Source organism: Rhodoplanes tepidamans (assembly GCF_030813915.1).
Taxonomy (GTDB): Bacteria; Pseudomonadota; Alphaproteobacteria; order Rhizobiales; family Xanthobacteraceae; genus Rhodoplanes; species Rhodoplanes tepidamans.
Window position 1 is genome coordinate 242,143 of record NZ_JAUSUJ010000001.1, and the last position, 16,308, is coordinate 258,450.

General features: G+C 72.0%; 15 protein-coding genes. 11 read left to right on the forward strand and 4 right to left on the reverse strand.

Annotated elements, in window-relative coordinates; translation table 11 throughout:
* The first annotated feature begins 236 nt into the window (after window positions 1-236).
* Window positions 237-1,136 carry a VOC family protein gene (locus tag J2S22_RS01070; RefSeq protein ID WP_272776363.1) on the forward strand — a complete coding sequence of 300 codons (900 nt, stop codon included), beginning with the start codon at window positions 237-239 and terminating at the stop codon, window positions 1,134-1,136.
* Window positions 1,137-1,191: 55 nt separating this feature from the next.
* On the opposite strand, the gene J2S22_RS01075 is transcribed toward J2S22_RS01070, so the two are convergent.
* Window positions 1,192-1,395, reverse strand: coding sequence for a hypothetical protein (locus tag J2S22_RS01075; protein WP_272776362.1), 204 nt, complete (start codon window positions 1,393-1,395; stop codon window positions 1,192-1,194).
* A gap of 213 nt (window positions 1,396-1,608) precedes the next feature.
* Between J2S22_RS01075 and J2S22_RS01080 the strand changes: the two genes are divergently transcribed.
* Window positions 1,609-5,619 (forward strand): tetratricopeptide repeat protein, encoded by a 4,011-nt coding sequence (locus J2S22_RS01080; RefSeq protein ID WP_272776361.1) that lies wholly within the window; start codon window positions 1,609-1,611, stop codon window positions 5,617-5,619.
* A gap of 137 nt (window positions 5,620-5,756) precedes the next feature.
* Here J2S22_RS01080 and fliP read toward each other — a convergent pair whose 3' ends face one another.
* Both fliP and J2S22_RS01090 read right to left on the reverse strand, forming a co-directional pair.
* Window positions 5,757-6,449 carry a flagellar type III secretion system pore protein FliP gene (gene fliP / locus J2S22_RS01085; RefSeq protein WP_272776443.1) on the reverse strand — a complete coding sequence of 231 codons (693 nt, stop codon included), beginning with the start codon at window positions 6,447-6,449 and terminating at the stop codon, window positions 5,757-5,759.
* Between the two features lie 158 nt (window positions 6,450-6,607).
* Complete coding sequence (locus J2S22_RS01090; protein ID WP_272776360.1) at window positions 6,608-7,882, reverse strand: flagellar biosynthetic protein FliO; 1,275 nt, start codon at window positions 7,880-7,882, stop codon at window positions 6,608-6,610.
* A gap of 284 nt (window positions 7,883-8,166) precedes the next feature.
* On the opposite strand from J2S22_RS01090, the gene flgB reads away from it, so the two are divergent.
* The 9 genes from flgB (at window position 8,167) to J2S22_RS01135 (ending at window position 15,603) form a co-directional block, all read left to right on the forward strand.
* Window positions 8,167-8,550 carry a flagellar basal body rod protein FlgB gene (gene flgB, locus J2S22_RS01095; RefSeq protein ID WP_272776359.1) on the forward strand — a complete coding sequence of 128 codons (384 nt, stop codon included), beginning with the start codon at window positions 8,167-8,169 and terminating at the stop codon, window positions 8,548-8,550.
* A gap of 20 nt (window positions 8,551-8,570) precedes the next feature.
* Window positions 8,571-8,981, forward strand: a complete 411-nt coding sequence (gene flgC, locus J2S22_RS01100; protein ID WP_272776358.1) for a flagellar basal body rod protein FlgC — start codon at window positions 8,571-8,573, stop codon at window positions 8,979-8,981.
* Window positions 8,982-8,998: 17 nt separating this feature from the next.
* Window positions 8,999-9,322 carry a flagellar hook-basal body complex protein FliE gene (fliE, locus tag J2S22_RS01105; protein WP_272776357.1) on the forward strand — a complete coding sequence of 108 codons (324 nt, stop codon included), beginning with the start codon at window positions 8,999-9,001 and terminating at the stop codon, window positions 9,320-9,322.
* Between the two features lie 61 nt (window positions 9,323-9,383).
* Window positions 9,384-9,647 carry a flagellar biosynthesis protein FliQ gene (fliQ, locus tag J2S22_RS01110; protein WP_272776356.1) on the forward strand — a complete coding sequence of 88 codons (264 nt, stop codon included), beginning with the start codon at window positions 9,384-9,386 and terminating at the stop codon, window positions 9,645-9,647.
* Between the two features lie 25 nt (window positions 9,648-9,672).
* Complete coding sequence (fliR, locus tag J2S22_RS01115; protein ID WP_272776355.1) at window positions 9,673-10,443, forward strand: flagellar biosynthetic protein FliR; 771 nt, start codon at window positions 9,673-9,675, stop codon at window positions 10,441-10,443.
* Between the two features lie 15 nt (window positions 10,444-10,458).
* Window positions 10,459-11,526, forward strand: a complete 1,068-nt coding sequence (gene flhB, locus J2S22_RS01120; protein WP_272776354.1) for a flagellar biosynthesis protein FlhB — start codon at window positions 10,459-10,461, stop codon at window positions 11,524-11,526.
* Window positions 11,527-11,748: 222 nt separating this feature from the next.
* On the forward strand, window positions 11,749-14,376 hold the full coding sequence (cckA, locus tag J2S22_RS01125; RefSeq protein ID WP_370878158.1) for a cell cycle histidine kinase CckA: 2,628 nt from the start codon (window positions 11,749-11,751) through the stop codon (window positions 14,374-14,376).
* A 112-nt stretch (window positions 14,377-14,488) separates the two neighbouring features.
* Window positions 14,489-14,701: a hypothetical protein gene (locus tag J2S22_RS01130; RefSeq protein ID WP_272776353.1), complete on the forward strand. Its 213-nt coding sequence runs from the start codon at window positions 14,489-14,491 to the stop codon at window positions 14,699-14,701.
* Window positions 14,702-14,847: 146 nt separating this feature from the next.
* A complete protein-coding gene (locus J2S22_RS01135) occupies window positions 14,848-15,603 on the forward strand; it encodes a GntR family transcriptional regulator (RefSeq protein WP_272776352.1) in 756 nt (251 codons plus the stop codon).
* Window positions 15,604-15,833: 230 nt separating this feature from the next.
* Here the strand turns inward: J2S22_RS01135 and J2S22_RS01140 are convergent, their stop codons facing one another.
* Window positions 15,834-16,274 (reverse strand): nuclear transport factor 2-like protein, encoded by a 441-nt coding sequence (locus J2S22_RS01140; RefSeq protein ID WP_272776351.1) that lies wholly within the window; start codon window positions 16,272-16,274, stop codon window positions 15,834-15,836.
* Window positions 16,275-16,308 lie beyond the last annotated feature (34 nt).

Genomic DNA, 16,308 nt, shown 5'->3' on the forward strand with positions numbered 1-16,308 from the left:
CGGGGGTCAAACGTCGTCCATTCTCGACCGGTTGCGGGCCGATTTCCAGAGCAAGTTCCATGCCGATCACGAGGAGATGACGAGGGCCGCCGGTGCACCGGCGGGCCGCCCGGGGGAGTCGACGGCGGCAGTGCCTCGTATATAAGGCGGGGCGTCGCGGCGCGGCACCAACCGGGGCGCGAGGCGGCGAAATAGCGACAGGGTGACCGGGAGCTCGGGCCTTCATGGAAGAAAGCGTGCGTCAGCTTCCCGCCGGGGAGCAGATTTTTCTGGACCATATCGGGCACTTCGCGGCGGATCGCGGCGATGCCGGCGAGGCGCTCGCGCGGGCCGGGTTCGCGCCGACGCCGCCGTCCGTGCAGGTCAATCCCGGGCCCGACGGCAGCATGGCACCGGCCGGAACCGGCAACGTCACGGCGATGTTCTCACGCGGCTACGTCGAGGTGCTGTTCAAGACCGCCGACACGCCGCTCGGCCGCCAGCTCGATGCCGCGCTCGCCCGCTATCGCGGCGTGCATCTGATCGCCTTCGCGGTGGCCGACGCGGCGCGGCACCACGCGCGGCTCGCGGCGAGCGGCATGCCGATGCAGCCGCTCGTCGCCATGCAGCGGCCGGTCGAGACCGCCGAGGGGCCCGACGTCGCCGCCTTCACGGTCGCCCGGCTGTCGCCGGGCGTCATGCCGGAGGGCCGCATCCAGATGCTCACCCATCGCACCGAGCACACCGTGTGGCAGCCGCGCTGGCTGACGCAGCCGAACGGCGTCACGGCGCTGCTCGACGCCGTGGTGGCAGTCGGCGACACCGCCGAGGCGGCGGCGCGGTTTTCGCGGTTCCTCGACCGGCCGGTGACCGACACCGCGGCGGGTCCGGTGATCGGCCTCGATCGCGGCCGCGTCCAGCTCGCCACGCCGGACACGTTCCGTGACCTGATCGGCCTGGTGCCGCCCGGGCTGCCGTTCATCGGCGCGTACGCCCTGGTGGTGGCGTCGCTCGATGCGCTGAGGGCTCGGCTCGACAGTGCCGGCCTGCCGTTCACGGTGCGGGACGGCGCCGTGATCGCGCCGTTCCCGGATGCGCTGGGGCAGGGGGCCTGGGTGTTCGTCGAGGACGCGGCGGCGCTGCCCTGGCGACGCTGAGCCGTCGGCGTCGCCGGCATTCTCACCTGCGAGGCGGCGCTGCGGCCGCTTCGGCTCAGCGGCGGTCCGGGTTGCGGCCGACGTTGCGGACCGGGTGCCCGCGCATCTCCTCGCCCTCGTCGCTGTCGTCGCGGCCGGTCGCCAGCGCGGGCCGGAACGAGGTGCCCGACGATCCCATGCTGCCCATCGCCATGGCGCCGATGCTGGGGATGACGATCAGCAGCAGGGCGAGGATGATTCCAAAATTCTCGGTGATCATGATGTTCCTCCGGGTTGTCGTCGGAACAACCGTCCGCCGCCTTTCCCGTTCCGCACGAGTCGCGCCGGTTCGCGCAAAGGTCGTGCCTGCCCGCCGTGCCAGGGCGAGTGCCTTTCGAAATCAAATGCATAGCGTTAAGCGCCCGTTAAACGGGGGCGGGCTAGGGTGGTGTCATCCCGAGTGCAGTCGTAGCGCGTTCGCGCGGGACCCGTCATGCCGTTGTTCTCAGTTGCGTTGCGCACCGCGTTCCGTTTCGTCGACCGGGAGGACGGCGCCGCCGGCCTCGGCCGCATCGGTGCGCGGCTCGCCAGCCTCGTCGCCGCCGCCGCCGTGATGGCGGCGCTGCTCGGCGCCGCCGCCGCCCAGCAGCAGCAGCCCGTGCGGGCGGAGCTCTCGGTCTCCACGGCCGAAGGCTATGCCCGCCTCGTCTTCCACTTCGCCGACGACGTGGAAAGCGAAGTGCGGATGGCGAACGGCATCGTCATTCTCGGCTTCCGCAAGCCCGTCGCCGTCTCGGTCGATCGCCTGCCCAGCATGGCGAGCGGCTGGATCGGTGCGGCGCGTCGCGATCCCGATGGCCGCGGCGTGCGCATCGCGCTGGCGCGTCCCGTCAAGCTCAACACGCTGACGGCCGGCGAGCGGCTCTATGTCGATCTCCTGCCCGAGACCTGGAAGGGACAGCCGCCCGGGCTGCCGCAGGAGGTGGTGGAGGAACTCGCGCGCCGCGCCCGCGAGGCCGAGCGCAAGATCAAGAAGCAGCAGCAGCTGGTCCGTCAGAAGCAGATGCCGCTCACCCGGGTGCGCGTCTCGCATCAGCCGACCTTCTCGCGCTACGTGTTCGATCTGCCCGACCTGATCCCGGTCGCCACCTCGCGTGAGAAGGACGCCCTCGTCCTCACCTTCGACGCACCGCTCAAGTTCGATCTCGCCGACGCCAAGGGATCCATGCCGCCGATGGTGGGCGGCGTCGATGCCGAGATCCAGGACCAGTCGACGACGGTGCGGTTCGGTTTCATCGGCAATGTCGACGTCCGCACCTTCCGCGAGGACGAGAGCTTCGTGGTCGATGTCGGCGTGGTCGAGGCGGCGCGGCGGCGCAGCGAGACCGACCCGGCCGGCCGTGCCGCCGAGCTCGCCGCCATCCTGGCCGAGAGCCGCGACCGCCGTCGCGGCAGCGGCCTCGGCCTCGAGGCGCCACAGACGACGCCCGCCCAGACGGCTCCGGCCCAGACGGCCCCGGCTCCGGGCCCGGCGGCGGCTCCGGCCGCCCGCGCGCCGGCCCCCGCACCGTCGCCCGCGCCGGCCCCTGCGCCCGCACCCGCGGTCACGGTCGAATCGCCGCGTCCGCCCCTGTCGCCCGCCGCCCTCACGCCGCCGCTGCCCGGTACGCCGCAGCCTACGGCGCGCCCGATCGCGCCGGCAGCCGCGGCAGCTCCGGTGCCGCCACCGGCGGCGCCCGCACGGGCTGCTCCGGCCCCGGCCGCCACGGCCCCTGCCGCGGCGATCCCGCCCGCCGATCTCTCCGACGTGCCGGCCCGGCCGGCCCTGGCGGCCGTTCTCCCGGCCCCGTCCGCCGCGCCGGCTCCCGCTCCCGCCGCAGTCGCACCGGGGCCCGCTCCCGCGCCGCTGCGCGAGGCGACCGCTCCCGCCCGGCCCGAGCCGCGTGCCGCCGACCTGCAGGACGGCGGCGCGGAGCCCGCCGCGCCCGTCATCGTGGCGCCCGCCGCCTCGGCCGATCCGACCGGCGCCGTGCAGATGCAGGTCGGCCGCCAGGCCGACAACCTGATCCTCAGCTTCCCGTTCTCGATCGCCACCCCGCTCGCGGTGTTCAACCGCGCCGATGCGCTGTGGGCGGTCTTCGACACGCGCGCCAAGATCGACGTCGCGGCGCTCGGCCGCGACCGCAGCGGCACCGTGCAGAGCGCGACGCTGATTCCGCTGCGCGACGGCCAGGCGCTCCGCCTCAAGCTCGAGCGGCCGCGGCTCGCCACGGCGCGGATCGACGGCTCGACCGTGACGATCGTCATCGGCGACCAGGTGATGGAGGCGCCGCGGCCGCTGGCGCTGGTGCGCAACCCGGCGAGCCAGAGCCGCATCACGGCGGCGGTGCCTTTCGACGATCCGCGCGTCGTCCACCGCATCCCCGACCCGGAAGCCGGCGACACGCTGGTCGTCGTCACCGGCCTCGGCCCGCCGCGCGGCTTCATGCAGCCGCAGGACTATGTCGAGTTCGGCGTGCTGCCGTCGGCGCACGGTGTCGTGCTGCAGCCGATCGCCGACGACCTGACGGTCGAGCTGGGCGCCGACCGGATCGTGGTCGGGCGTCCCGGCGGCCTCGCCGTGTCGGCGAGCGACATGGTCGGGCGCCGTGCCGGCCTGTTCCGGCCGGCCGTGTTCGATCCGCAGCTGTGGGGGTTCGACCGCGAGGCCGATTTCGAGACCCGCCATCGCGCCCTGATGGCCGCCGCCGCCGAGGCGCTGGAGACGCGCCGCACGGGTGCTCGCATGGACCTCGCCCGGTTCTATCTGGCCCGCGAGATGTACGCCGAGGCCAAGGGCGTCATCGAGGTGGCGCTCGCCGAGGAGCGTCCCGGCGCCGACGATCCGGCCGGCCTCCTGATGCACGCGCTCGCCAACATCATGCTGGGCCGCATTCCGGAGGCCCTCAAGGACCTCTCGCATCCGATCGTCGCGGGCCATCCGGACGCCCAGATCTGGCGCGGCTTCGCGGTCGCCAGGCAGGGCAACTGGGCCGAGGCGAACGAGAAGCTGAGGACCGTCGAATCCGCCGTGTCGACGCTGCCGATCCAGCTGCAGCGGCTGATCCTCAAGGAGGCGGTGCGGGCCGCTCTCGAGGTGAAGAACTACGCCGTCGCCCAGAACCTGCTGCACGCCTTCGAGACGCTCGGCGTCGACAAGGACATGGAGCCCGCCATCGCCGTGCTGGCCGGCCAGGTGGCCGAGGGCATGGGCCGCAGCGGCGACGCGCTCGCCGACTACCGGCTCGCCGTCTCGGCCGGGGGCAGCGGGCCGAACGCCGCCCAGGCGCGGCTGCGCGAGACCGTGCTGCGCTATCACCTCGGCGACCTGAAGCGCGCCGAGGTGATCGCCGACCTCGAGGAGCTGACCACGATCTGGCGCGGCGACGAGACCGAGATCGAGGCGCTGCAGCTCCTGGCCCGGCTCTACACCCAGGAATCACGCTATCGCGACGCCTTCCACGTGATGCGCACCGCGCTGATGGCACATCCGAACTCGGAGCTCACCCGGCGCATCCAGGAGGAGGCGGCGGCGACCTTCGACACGCTGTTCCTGGCCGGCAAGGGCGACGCGATGCCGGCCGTCGACGCGCTCGGCCTGTTCTACGACTTCCGCGAGCTCACCCCGATCGGACGCCGCGGCGACGAGATGATCCGTCGGCTCGCCGACCGCCTGGTCTCGGTCGACCTGCTCGACCAGGCGGCCGAGCTGCTGCAGCACCAGGTGGATCACCGCCTGCAGGGCGCGGCGCGGGCCCAGGTCGCGACCAAGCTCGCCATCGTCTATCTGATGAACCGCAAGCCGGACCGGGCGCTCGCCACCCTGCGCGCCACCCAGACCACGAATCTCGCCACCGAGCTGCGCAACCAGCGCCTGCTGATCGAGGGGCGGGCCCTCTCCGACATCGGCCGGCCCGACCTCGCGCTCGAGGTGATCGGCAATCTCGACGGGCGCGAGGCGGTGCGGCTGCGCGGCGACATCCTGTGGTCGGCCAAGCGCTGGCAGGCCGCCGCCGAGCAGATCGAGATGATGTACGGCGAGCGCTGGCGCGACTGGCAGCCGCTCAGCGAGCCGGAGCGGGCCGACCTCCTGCGCGCCGCGATCGGCTACGCGATCGCCGACGACACGCTCGGGCTCGGCCGCTTCCGCGACAAGTACGTGGCCAAGATGGCCGACGGTCCGGATCGCCGCGCCTTCGAGGTGGCGACCGCGCCGCGCGCCGCCAACGCGCCGGAGTTCGCCGCGGTCTCCCGCATGGTGGCGGCGACCGACACGCTCGACAGCTTCCTGCGCGAGTTGCGGGTCCGTTATCCGGAGACCGGCTCCTTCGGCGGCCAGGACGTGGCGCCGCCGCCGCCGGACGGCCCCGCCGCCGCGCCCGGGACGCAGAGCCGGGCGCCGCTCGCCGACCCCGACCCGACCGCCTCGATCCGCTCCCGCAAGGTCACGGTGGTGCGGCGGTAAAGGAGGCGGCACGCCCGTACGGGCCTCGTGTCCCGGTCGCGGTGCACCGCGCCGCGACCCTGGCCCCGGGCGGCCGGACGAGGCGTCTCAGGCCGTTGCCAGGCACCCGGCCGGGAGACGGGTCGCCCCGCGACTCCCTAGCTGCCGTAGCTCTGCACCAGGCTACCGGCGACCAGGTTCCAGCCGTCCACCAGCACGAAGAAGATCAGCTTGAACGGCAGCGAGATGGTCGCGGGCGGCAGCATCATCATGCCCATCGACATCAGCACCGAGGCGACCACGAGGTCGATGATCAGGAACGGCAGGAACAGCAGGAAGCCGATCTCGAAGGCGCGTTTGAGCTCGGAGATCATGAAGGCCGGCACCAGGATGCGCAGCGACAGATCCTCCGGAGCTGCCGGCCGCGCCTCCCGCGCCATGTCGAGGAACAGCTTGAGGTCCTTGTCCCGCACGTTCTTGAGCATGAAGGCCCGGAACGGCTCGCTCGACCGCTCGAAGGCCTGCTCGACCGTGATCTCGTTGTTGACCAGCGGCCGGATGCCGATGTCGTAGGCCCGCTCGAAGGCCGGCCCCATCACGAAGGCGGTGAGGAACAGGGCGAGCGAGATGATCACGGTGTTGGGCGGTGCCGTCGCGGTGCCGAGCGCGGTGCGCAGCAGCGACAGGACGACGACGATCCGGGTGAAGGACGTCACCATCACCAGGATCGACGGCGCCAGCGACAGCACCGTGATCAGTGCGATGAGCTGGATCACCCGCTCGGTCAGCCCGGCGCCCTGGCCGAGATTGAGGCTGATGTCCTGGGCGGCCGCCGGGCCGGCCAGCATCATGCCCCCCAGCAGCACAGCCCCCAGCAGCGTACCGGCCAGCAGCGTACCCGTCAGCAGCATGCCGGCCGGCGGCGCACAGGCGCGCAGCCTCGTGGTGGCCGTCCCCACTCCGGCCGCCATCGTCGCGAGACGAACGCGGCGGCCGCCCCCGACCGATGTCACGGCTTGCCGGGCGCGCGGCCGAGCAGATTCGCCATTTCCTCTTCGAGGCTCTCGTAGGCGGTCTTGCCGGAAGGCTTGCTGTCTTGCGGTTGGGGGGCGGGAGGCGCGGCATGCGCCTGGGCCGGCTCTTCGCCGGCCGGCGGGGGCACCGGCTCGGCGGCGGTCTCGGCCTGCGGAGCGGGCGGCGGGGGCGGCTCGCTCATCGGCGGACGGGCCGGCGAGGTGCCGCGGAGCAGCGAGCTGCGCGGCTCGAGCGGCGACCGCAGCGACGGACGCGGACGAGCGGCGGGGGGCGCCGCGGGAGGCGGGCTCGGAACGGCCTCGGCCGCCGGCTCGGAGGGGCGCTCGCTGCCGCCGGAGCGCCGCAGCGCGGCTTCCAGCTGCTCCGCCATGGCGGCGAGCTGGCGGTCGCCGCCGTGATCGTTCTCGCCCGCCGGGGCGGCCGGCGGAGCGGCAGGCGGGGCCGGCGGTGCACGCCGCGGCTCGAGCGGGCGGCGAAGCTCGCCGACCGGCCGGCGGGCGTCGGCCGGCCGGTGCTCGGCGGGCCGGTGCTCCGGCGTTCGCGGCTCGGGCATCCGGGGCTCGGGCATCCGGGGCTCGGCGGCGCGGGGCTCCGGCATGCGCGGCTCCGGCATCCAGGGCTCCTGGGCCCGCATGTCCGGCATGCGGGGCTCGGGAGGCCGCATCTCGGGCATGCGGGGCTCCGACATGCGCGGCTCGGCCATGCGGGGATCGACGATCGGCGGTGGCGCGCTGCGGCCGAGCTCGGCCGCCAGCCCGGCGAGCCGATCGACGGTCTGCGGCCGCGGCGCCGGCTCGGCCTGCGGCTGCAGCGGCAGATCCTCGGCGATCGGCTGGATCATGGCGCGCTCGCCGCCGCGGCCGGCCCGGAACGCCGGCTCCGGCGCCAGCGGGGCGGCCGGCGCCCACAGGCCGTTCTCGGCCGCCGGGCGGCCGGGCTGTTCCATCCGGGGCGTTGGGACGTCGCGCATCGGCGCGGCCGGCTGGCCGCGGACGATGTTGGCCTCGACCACCACGTCGGTGGGGCCGCCCAGCATGATCAGATGCTCGACATTGTCGCGCCGCACCAGCACCAGCCGGCGCCGGCTGTCCACGGCGGTCGCCTCGATCACGCCGAGTCGGGCCTGGCGGCCGCGGGCCGAGGCCGAGCCGAGCCCGCCCGAGCCGAACCGCCGCACCAGCCACGCGACCCCGCCGATCAGCGCCAGCACGATGACGAAGGCGATGAAGAACTTTGCGGGAAGCGGCATGTCGCCCATCACTGTTAACCCTTTCTCCGCTCCTGCCGCGCGTGCCCGAGGTGATTCGCGGGACCGTTAACGCGTGCGGCAAAACCTGCCGCTCCGCGCGTTCACGGCTTCTTAACACGAAAGCGCAGGGGAGCCCACCGCATACGCGATATCAGGGCTTTTCCGAAGCGGCAAAACCGTGGCGACCGGATGGCGCCGCGGCGGTTAACGGACCGTTAACCATACGCCCGGCAATGTTTGCCTAGCGGCGCACACCATGTCGCCGCGACGGCAGGCGACCCACCATGGCGATCTCCGACATCCCGATCTTCTCGATGCTCCGCACCCGGATGCAGTGGCACCAGGAACGCCAGCGGCTGCTCGCCGAGAACGTGTCAAACGCCGACACGCCCAAGTTCAAGCCGCGCGACCTCGCGCCGCTGTCCTTCGAGCGGCCGGAGCCCCGGCCGGTGGCTCTCGCCACCACCGATGCGGCCCACCTGGCGGGCCTCTCCGGCGGCGAGCGCTTCCGCGACAAGCCCGAGCGCTTCGCCGTGCGGCCCGGCGGCAACGCCGTCCAGATCGAGGACGAGATGCTGAAGGTGGCGAGCAACCAGATGGACTACCAGGCGGCCACGCAGCTCTATTCGCGCAGCCTCGCGCTCCTGAAGACGGCGATCGGCAAGTGACGCGAGAGTGAGGTGAACCCATGGACTTCGTGAAATCGCTCTCCATCGCCGCCTCCGGCCTGCGGGCCCAGGCGGGCCGCATGCGGGTGCTCTCCGAGAACATCGCCAACGCCGATTCGACGGCGTCGCGTCCCGGAGCCGACCCCTACCGGCGCCGCATCCCGACCTTCCGGTCGGAGCTCGACCGCAGCCTCGACGCGCGCGTCGTCGCCCTCGGGCCGGTGCGCCCCGACCAGACCGAGTTCCGGACCAAGTACCAGCCCGGCCATCCGATGGCCGACGCCAGCGGCAATGTCCGCTACCCGAACGTCAACGCGCTGGTCGAGATGACGGACATGCGCGAGGCCCAGCGCTCCTACGAGGCCAACGTCAACGTGATCGGCGCGACCCGCCGAATGATCCAGCGCACGCTCGACATCCTGCGCGCCTGAACCAGAGGGGAAGAGACATGGCCATTCCGGGCATCGCCGCCAATGCCTACGCCACCACGGCGCGCCTCGGCACGCCCGGCACGGGGCTCAGCAAGACCATCGGGGACGCGGCCGAGGGCAAGACCGGCAGCTTCGGTGCGATGCTGCGCGACGTCGCCCAGGACATCGCCGCGGCCGGCCACAAGTCCGACGTGCAGGGCCAGGCGCTCGCGTCCGGCAAGGCCAACATCGTCGACGTGGTGACGGCGGTCGCCGAGACCGAGACCGCCATCGCCAGCCTCGTCTCGGTGCGCGACAAGGTCATCCAGGCCTACGAAGAGATCATGCGGATGACGATCTGACCGGTCCGGCGGCGGAGCGGGCGAGCGGGGCGGCGCGACGGCGCCGGGCAGGGGACTTGGAATGACCGGGCCGGAAGTCGTAGACGTCGCGCGCGATTCGATCGTCACGCTCGTCCTGGTGGCGAGCCCGCTGATGCTGGTCGGTCTCGTCGTCGGCGTGGTCGTCTCGCTGTTCCAGGCGCTCACGCAGATTCAGGAGTCGACTCTGATCTTCGTCCCGAAGATCCTCGCCATATTCACCGCGATGATTCTGGCGCTGCCGTTCATGGCGGATCAGCTCAACGGCCACATGATCCGGCTCGCGGCGCGGATCACCGGCGGATGACGCCGGCCACCGGGGAGGGGCGGGAATGCGCATCGACCTCTCGTTCCTGCCCTCCCTCGCCGTCGCCTTCATGCTGATGTTCGCCCGCACCGGCACCATGATCATGCTGCTGCCGGGCTTCGGCGAGCGCAGCGTGCCGGTCCGCCTGCGGCTGACCGTGGCGCTGGTGCTCGCCGCGGTGGTGATGCCGCTCTACCGCAATGCCTATCAGGTCGACCTGAAGAGCTTCGGCCCGGTGTTCGGCATGCTGATGTCGGAGCTCCTGGTCGGCTTCCTGCTCGGCATGACGGCGCGGCTGTGCATCTCGGCCCTGCAGGTCACCGGCTCGATCGTCGCCCAGCAGCTCGGCTTCGGATTCGTCTCGACCATCGACCCGACCCAGGGCCAGCAGGGCGTGATCGTCTCAAACTTCCTCACCCTGCTCGGCATCGTGCTGATCTTCGCCACCGACATGCATCACCTCGCCATCGCGGCGCTCGGCGACAGCTACCTGCTGTTCCGCCCCGGCGAGGTGCCGGCGACCGGCGACATGGCGGCGCTGGCGACCCGGCTGGTCGCCGGCGCCTTCTCGATCGGGGTGCAGATCGCCGCGCCGTTCCTGGTGTTCGGCATCCTGTTCAACGTCGGGCTCGGCGTGCTGTCGCGGCTGATGCCGCAGATGCAGGTGTTCTTCGTCGCGATGCCGCTGTCGATCTTCGCCGGCCTCCTAATCCTCGTGTTCGTCATCGGCGCCATGATGGCGACCTTCCTGGGCTTCTTCGAAGGCGTGATGCACGACATCGCGCCCCGTGGCTGAGGGACCGACCCCGCCATGGCCGAGGACCAGGACCAGTCGGACAAGACAGAAGACCCGACACAACGACGCCTCGACGAGGCACTCAAGCGCGGCGACGTGGTCAAGAGCCAGGAGGTGTCGACCTGGTTCGTGATCGGCGGCGGCACACTGGCTCTGACGATGTTCGCCGGGCCGACCAGCAGCGCCCTCACGGCGACCATGAAGGGGCTGATCGCCAAGTCGTGGGAGATCCCGACCGACGGCCGCATGCTGGTCCGTCTCACCCAGACGCTGACGCTGGAGGTGCTGGCCGCGGTCGGGCTGCCGTTCCTGATGCTCGCCGTGGCGGCGCTCGCCGGCACCGCCCTCCAGCACCGGCTGGTGTGGTCGACCGAGGGCCTGACCCCCAAGCTCTCCAAGGTGTCGCCGCTCGCCGGTTTCAAGCGGCTGTTCTCCAAGCAGGCGATCGTCAACTTCGTCAAGGGGCTGCTCAAGGTCGCCCTGATCGGCACCGTGCTGGCGATGCTGCTGTGGCCGGAGCGCGACCGGCTCGAGGCGCTGGTCTCGACCGATCCGGCCGCCATCCTGCCGCTGTCCCTGACCCTGGTCCTGAAGCTGCTCGGCGCCGTGGTGGCGATCCTGGCCGTCATCGCCGGCGCCGACTACCTGTTCCAGTACCAGGAGTGGTATCAGCGCCAGAAGATGACGCTGAAGGAGATCAAGGACGAGTTCAAGGAGACCGAGGGCGACCCCAAGATCAAGGCCAAGATCCGCCAGATCCGGGTGAGCCGCATGCGCAAGCGCATGATGGCGGCGGTGCCGGGCGCCACCGTGGTGATCACCAACCCGACCCACTACGCCATCGCCCTCAAATACGAGCGCGGCATGAACGCCCCGGTCTGTCTCGCCAAGGGCGTCGACCGGATCGCCCTCAAGATCCGCGAGGTCGCGACCGAGCATTCGGTGCCCGTGATCGAGAACCCGCCGCTCGCCCGCACCCTCTACGCCACCGTCGAGATCGACCAGGAGATCCCGCCCGAGCACTACAAGGCGGTCGCCGAGGTCGTCGGCTACGTGATGCGCCTCAAGAAGGCCTGGCGATAGGACGGCCGGCAGGACGAAAGGCCTCGCGGCGGGACGTGAGGTGCGGCGGTAAGCCGGCGCGACCTCGGCCGCGGACGCGACGGCCGGCCCTGCGTCGGGGCCGGCGTCGGGGCCGGTCCGCGGCGGTCCCGGCGCTTGCGCGTGCGTCGTGGGCGCCCTTGTTCGAAGCAGGGGACTCGGGCACAGATTGATTCGCGAGGTCGGGCGACGGAGCCGATACCGATGACGACGCAAGACCTGAGCGGAAGAGGCGGCTCGGGCAGGGGCGGCCTCGGCGGCGGAGGCCTGGGCAGCGCGGGCTTCGGCAACGGAGGCTTGGACGTGTTCCCGGGCGGCGAGCGGCGTGGAAGCATCCGGTTCGTGCTGGTCATCGCGCTCGCGCTGATCGCCGCGGCCGCCGGCCTGCTGTTCCTCGGCCGCGCCGAGGCCGAGCCCTACGTGCTCGGCCTGCTCGCCGTCCTCGGCATGATCGGCGTGTTCTCGCTGCTCGCCACCGCGACCGGGATCCTGCGCTTCGCCGGCGGGGCGGAAGCGAGCCCGATGTACCGGCGGGTGCTCGACGACGCCTTCGACGGCATCGTGGTGACCGATCCGAACGGCCGGGTGGTCTACGCCAACCCGGCCTACTGCCAGCTCGTCGACGCCACCGACCTCGCCGACGTGCGACCGGTCGAGCGGGTCTTCATCGGTGATCCGGACGTGTCCGAGGCCGTCTACCGGCTGCTCAAGGCGGCCCGCGAGGGGCGGCGCCTGCAGGAGGAGGTGCGGGTCGCCGGCCTCCCCGGCGATCCCGCCCGCTGGCTGCAGATGCGGGTGCGGCCGCTCGGCCGCAGCGGGTCCGATTCGCGCTTCACGGTGTGGACGGTGGCCGACGTGTCGCGCGAGCGCGAGCGCCAGGAGAACGTCTTCCAGGAGCTGCAGCACGCCATCGACTATCTGGACCACGCCCCGGCCGGCTTCTTCTCGGTCGATGGCGCCGGCGCGGTCGGCTACATCAACGCGACGCTCGCCGAATGGCTCGACTACGACCTCGCCGAGGTCGGCTCGGGCGGCCTGCAGCTGACCGACATCGTGCCGGCCAACGGCGCCGCGCTGCTCACCGCCGCGGCGGCCCAGCCCGGCGAGGTGAAGACCGACGTCCTCGACCTCGACCTCAAGACCCGCAGCGGCAAGACGGTTCCGGTGCGGCTCTACCACAAGGTGGCGTTCGGGGCGGACGGCGCGCCGGGTGCGTCGCGCACCCTGGTGCTCAACCGGGCCAAGAACGAGGGCATCGATCCGCAGCGCGCCGCCGAGGTGCGCTTCATGCGCTTCTTCATCAACACCCCGATGGCGATCGCGACGGTCGACCGGGCCGGCCGGATCGCCCGCCCCAACGGCCTGCTCGCCCGCCTGTTCCAGGACCTCGTGCCGGGGGAGGCCCGGCCCGAGGGCGGCTCCATCCTCGCCATCGTGGCGGAACGCGACCGTCCCGCCCTGGAGACGGCGATCGCCAAGGCGGCGCGCGGGCAGGGCGACGTGCCGCCCGTCGAGGCGGCGCTCGCCGGCGCGGGGGAGCGCTGGGCCCGCTTCTGGGTGACGGCGGTCGAGGAGGAGGGCGACCAGGAGGCCGCCATCGTCTACGCGCTGGAGACCACCGAGCAGCGCGCCCTGCAGAAGCAGGTCGATCAGGCGCAGAAGATGGATTCGGTCGGCAAGCTCGCCGGCGGCATCGCGCACGACTTCAACAACGTGCTGTCCGCCATCATGATGGCGACCGACTTCCTGCTCAACGCCCACAAGCCGACCGACCCGTCCTTCCAGGACATCATGCAGATCAAGCAGAACGCCAACCGGGCGGCCGCGCTGGTGCGGCAGCTGCTGGCGTTCTCGCGCCGCCAGACGCTGCGGCCGCAGGTGCTCGACCTCGCCGAGGCGCTGTCCGACATCTCCATGCTGCTGCGCCGGCTGATCGGCGAGAAGGTGTCGCTCGACGTCCGCCACGGCCGCGACCTGTGGCCCGTCAAGGCGGACCTCTCGCAGTTCGAGCAGGTCATCGTGAACCTGGCCGTGAACGCGCGCGACGCCATGCCGGACGGCGGCCGGCTGACGCTGCGCACCCGCAATGTCGGCGAGGAGGAGACCCGCGCCTCCGCCTACAAGGGCATGCCGCCGGGCGAGTACGTGCTGATCGAGGTGGCGGACTCCGGGTCCGGCATTCCGCCCGAGATCATCGACCGCATCTTCGAGCCGTTCTTCTCCACCAAGGAGGTCGGCAAGGGCACCGGGCTCGGCCTGTCGACCGTCTACGGCATCATCAAGCAGACCGGCGGCTACGTCTTCGTCGAGTCGGAGATCGGCCGCGGCACCACGTTCCGCATCTACCTGCCGCGCCACGTGCCGACCATCGAGGAGACCGAGGCGATCGCGGCGTCGCTGGCGCCGGCCCAGCCGACGGCCCCCGAGCAGGCGCGCGCCGCCGACCACACCGGGCAGGGCACCATCCTGCTGGTCGAGGACGAGGAGGGCCTGCGCGGCCTCAACGCGCGCGGCCTGTCGTCGCGGGGCTACACGGTGTGCGAGGCCGGCAACGGCCAGGAGGCGATCGAGCTGATCGACGCCGGCCAGAAGGTCGACCTCGTCGTCTCCGACGTGGTGATGCCCGAGATGGACGGCCCGACGCTCCTCAAGGAACTCCGCAAGCGCCATCCCGACCTCAAGATCATCTTCGTCTCCGGCTACGCCGAGGAGGCCTTCGCCAAGAATCTTCCGGAGGGCGGCCAGTTCGCGTTTCTCGCGAAGCCGTTCACCCTGAAGCAGCTGGTCGCCGCCGTGAAGGAGACCATGGGGGGCGAGGCGTCGCATCCGTAGGCGGCACGAAGCGCGAGCCCGCACGACGCCAGCGGCGTGCGGGTCGGGCGGACGCCCCGGACCGCGTCGCGCTTCATCCGGGGTCCCACGTCTCGAGGTCTGTCGCTCCATCATGACCCAGCCCCAAGACCACGACGAGGACGACGACGAGGGCGACGGCAGCCGCCGGACCACCAACATCGTGCTGGCGATCTTCTTCCTCGCCGTGGTCGCCGCCGGGTACTGGCTGGTCGACGCCATGGTGGCGCAGCGCAGGGCCGACGACTGCGCCGCCCAGGGCCGCCGCAACTGCGGCGCCCCGGTGGTCGTGCCGCCGCCGCGGTGAGACCGGCTGGCACGCGACATGCTCGGAGACGCCGCCGCCCGCATGGAGCGCAGCGGATCGCGGGGCGCGATGCTCCCCGATTGCGCTTCGCTTCATCCGGGCTGCAGGCAGGATCCCGGCGACAGGTGGCAGGCTGACGCGACACCATGGCGAAGGACGCTGAGAAGAAGCCGGCCAAGCGGCCGGGCGACCGGGCCGAGGCGATCTACCGGGCGCTGCGGCACGCCATCATCGAGCAGGCGCTCGAGCCCGGCGCCAAGCTGCCCGAGGACGCCATCGGCGAGCGCTTCGGGGCGAGCCGCACCATCGTGCGCCATGCGCTCGGCCGGCTCGCCGCCGAGGGGCTGGTCGAGCTGCGCCGCAACCGCGGCGCCGCCGTCGCCACCCCGGGCTGGGACCAGGCCGGCGACCTGTTCGACATCCGGCTCGGGCTGGAGCGCCTGGTCGTCACCCGGCTCGCCGGCCGCCTGACACCGGCCCAGATCGCCACCCTCGAGGCGCATGTCGCGGAGGAGGAGCTTTCACGCGGCACCGACGAGCGGCGGTCGATCCGGCTCGCCACCGAGTTCCACGTCGTGCTCGCCGAGATGACGGGCAGCGAGGTGCTGGTCCGCTACGTGTCCGAGATCGCTCTGCGCTGCGGCCTGATCCTGGCCCTCTACGCGCGGCCGCACTCCTCGGAATGCGCGGTCAGCGAGCACCGCGCCGTCATCGCGGCGCTGGCGGAGGGCGACGCGGAGGCGGCGATCGCCGTGATGGACCAGCATCTCGGCGCCGTGATGGACCGCGCCCTGATCGTCCCGCGCCCGACCAAGGAGCGCGACATCAAGGCGATCCTGGCGCCCTACGCGGACGAAGCGCCGGCCGGCGTGCGGCGGGCGAAGGGGGCGCGGAAGCGGTGAGGAAGGCAGGAGCCTCGTGCCCCGGACAAGGCGCAGCGAGCCGCAGGCTCGGTGTTGCCGCAGAGCCGGGGCCCATCTGCGGCGCCGCCTGCGTCGGCAGGTCAGGCACCCGTCGTTCCGGAGCGGCGCGAAGCACCGGACCCGGAATCCAGCGGCGGACGCCTGCTTTCATGGCTGGATTCCGGGTTCGAGTGCCTGCGGCACTCGCCCCGGAATGACCAGCGTTCCCGTCACGCCTCGATGCCGTTCTTGGTGAGCAGGCGCTCGGCCGAGTCGTTCCACACGTCCATCTGGACGATCTTGCCGCCGCGCACGACGAAGCGGTCGATGTAGCGGTTGCCCTCGAACGGGGTGCCGTCCGGCCACTCGCCGTAGAGATGGCCGAGATTGTAGCAGATGGTCTCGCCCACCCCCGGCACCACGTCGGTGCGCAGCATCCGCTTCTTCACCCACTTGTAGCGGCCGGCATTGAACGCCGCGCTCTCGCGCGGATGCGAGAATTTTCGCCCGCCCGTGAAGGTGATCACCAGGTCGTCGGAAATATAGGTCGCGGCCCGGACCGGGTCCGGAACCATCGAGGCCTCCAGGAAGGCCTCGACGATGGCGGCGGCGGCCTGCGTCTCGGACGGGCTGTCGAGCGGGGCGGCGGACGGGGCGGGCGCAGCGGACATCGGTTCCTCCGGAACGGTGAGCGGGCGGGGTCGT

Bases quoted from the DNA above. Each gene is read 5' to 3' on its own strand.
- J2S22_RS01075 (WP_272776362.1), bottom strand. From the start codon at position 1,395: ATGATCACCGAGAATTTTGGAATCATCCTCGCCCTGCTGCTGATCGTC.
- J2S22_RS01080 (WP_272776361.1), top strand. From the start codon at position 1,609: ATGCCGTTGTTCTCAGTTGCGTTGCGCACCGCGTTCCGTTTCGTCGAC.
- fliP (WP_272776443.1), bottom strand. From the start codon at position 6,449: ATGATGCTGGCCGGCCCGGCGGCCGCCCAGGACATCAGCCTCAATCTC.
- J2S22_RS01090 (WP_272776360.1), bottom strand. From the start codon at position 7,882: ATGCCGCTTCCCGCAAAGTTCTTCATCGCCTTCGTCATCGTGCTGGCG.
- flgB (WP_272776359.1), top strand. From the start codon at position 8,167: ATGGCGATCTCCGACATCCCGATCTTCTCGATGCTCCGCACCCGGATG.
- flgC (WP_272776358.1), top strand. From the start codon at position 8,571: ATGGACTTCGTGAAATCGCTCTCCATCGCCGCCTCCGGCCTGCGGGCC.
- fliE (WP_272776357.1), top strand. From the start codon at position 8,999: ATGGCCATTCCGGGCATCGCCGCCAATGCCTACGCCACCACGGCGCGC.
- fliQ (WP_272776356.1), top strand. From the start codon at position 9,384: ATGACCGGGCCGGAAGTCGTAGACGTCGCGCGCGATTCGATCGTCACG.
- fliR (WP_272776355.1), top strand. From the start codon at position 9,673: ATGCGCATCGACCTCTCGTTCCTGCCCTCCCTCGCCGTCGCCTTCATG.
- flhB (WP_272776354.1), top strand. From the start codon at position 10,459: ATGGCCGAGGACCAGGACCAGTCGGACAAGACAGAAGACCCGACACAA.
- cckA (WP_370878158.1), top strand. From the start codon at position 11,749: ATGACGACGCAAGACCTGAGCGGAAGAGGCGGCTCGGGCAGGGGCGGC.
- J2S22_RS01130 (WP_272776353.1), top strand. From the start codon at position 14,489: ATGACCCAGCCCCAAGACCACGACGAGGACGACGACGAGGGCGACGGC.
- J2S22_RS01135 (WP_272776352.1), top strand. From the start codon at position 14,848: ATGGCGAAGGACGCTGAGAAGAAGCCGGCCAAGCGGCCGGGCGACCGG.
- J2S22_RS01140 (WP_272776351.1), bottom strand. From the start codon at position 16,274: ATGTCCGCTGCGCCCGCCCCGTCCGCCGCCCCGCTCGACAGCCCGTCC.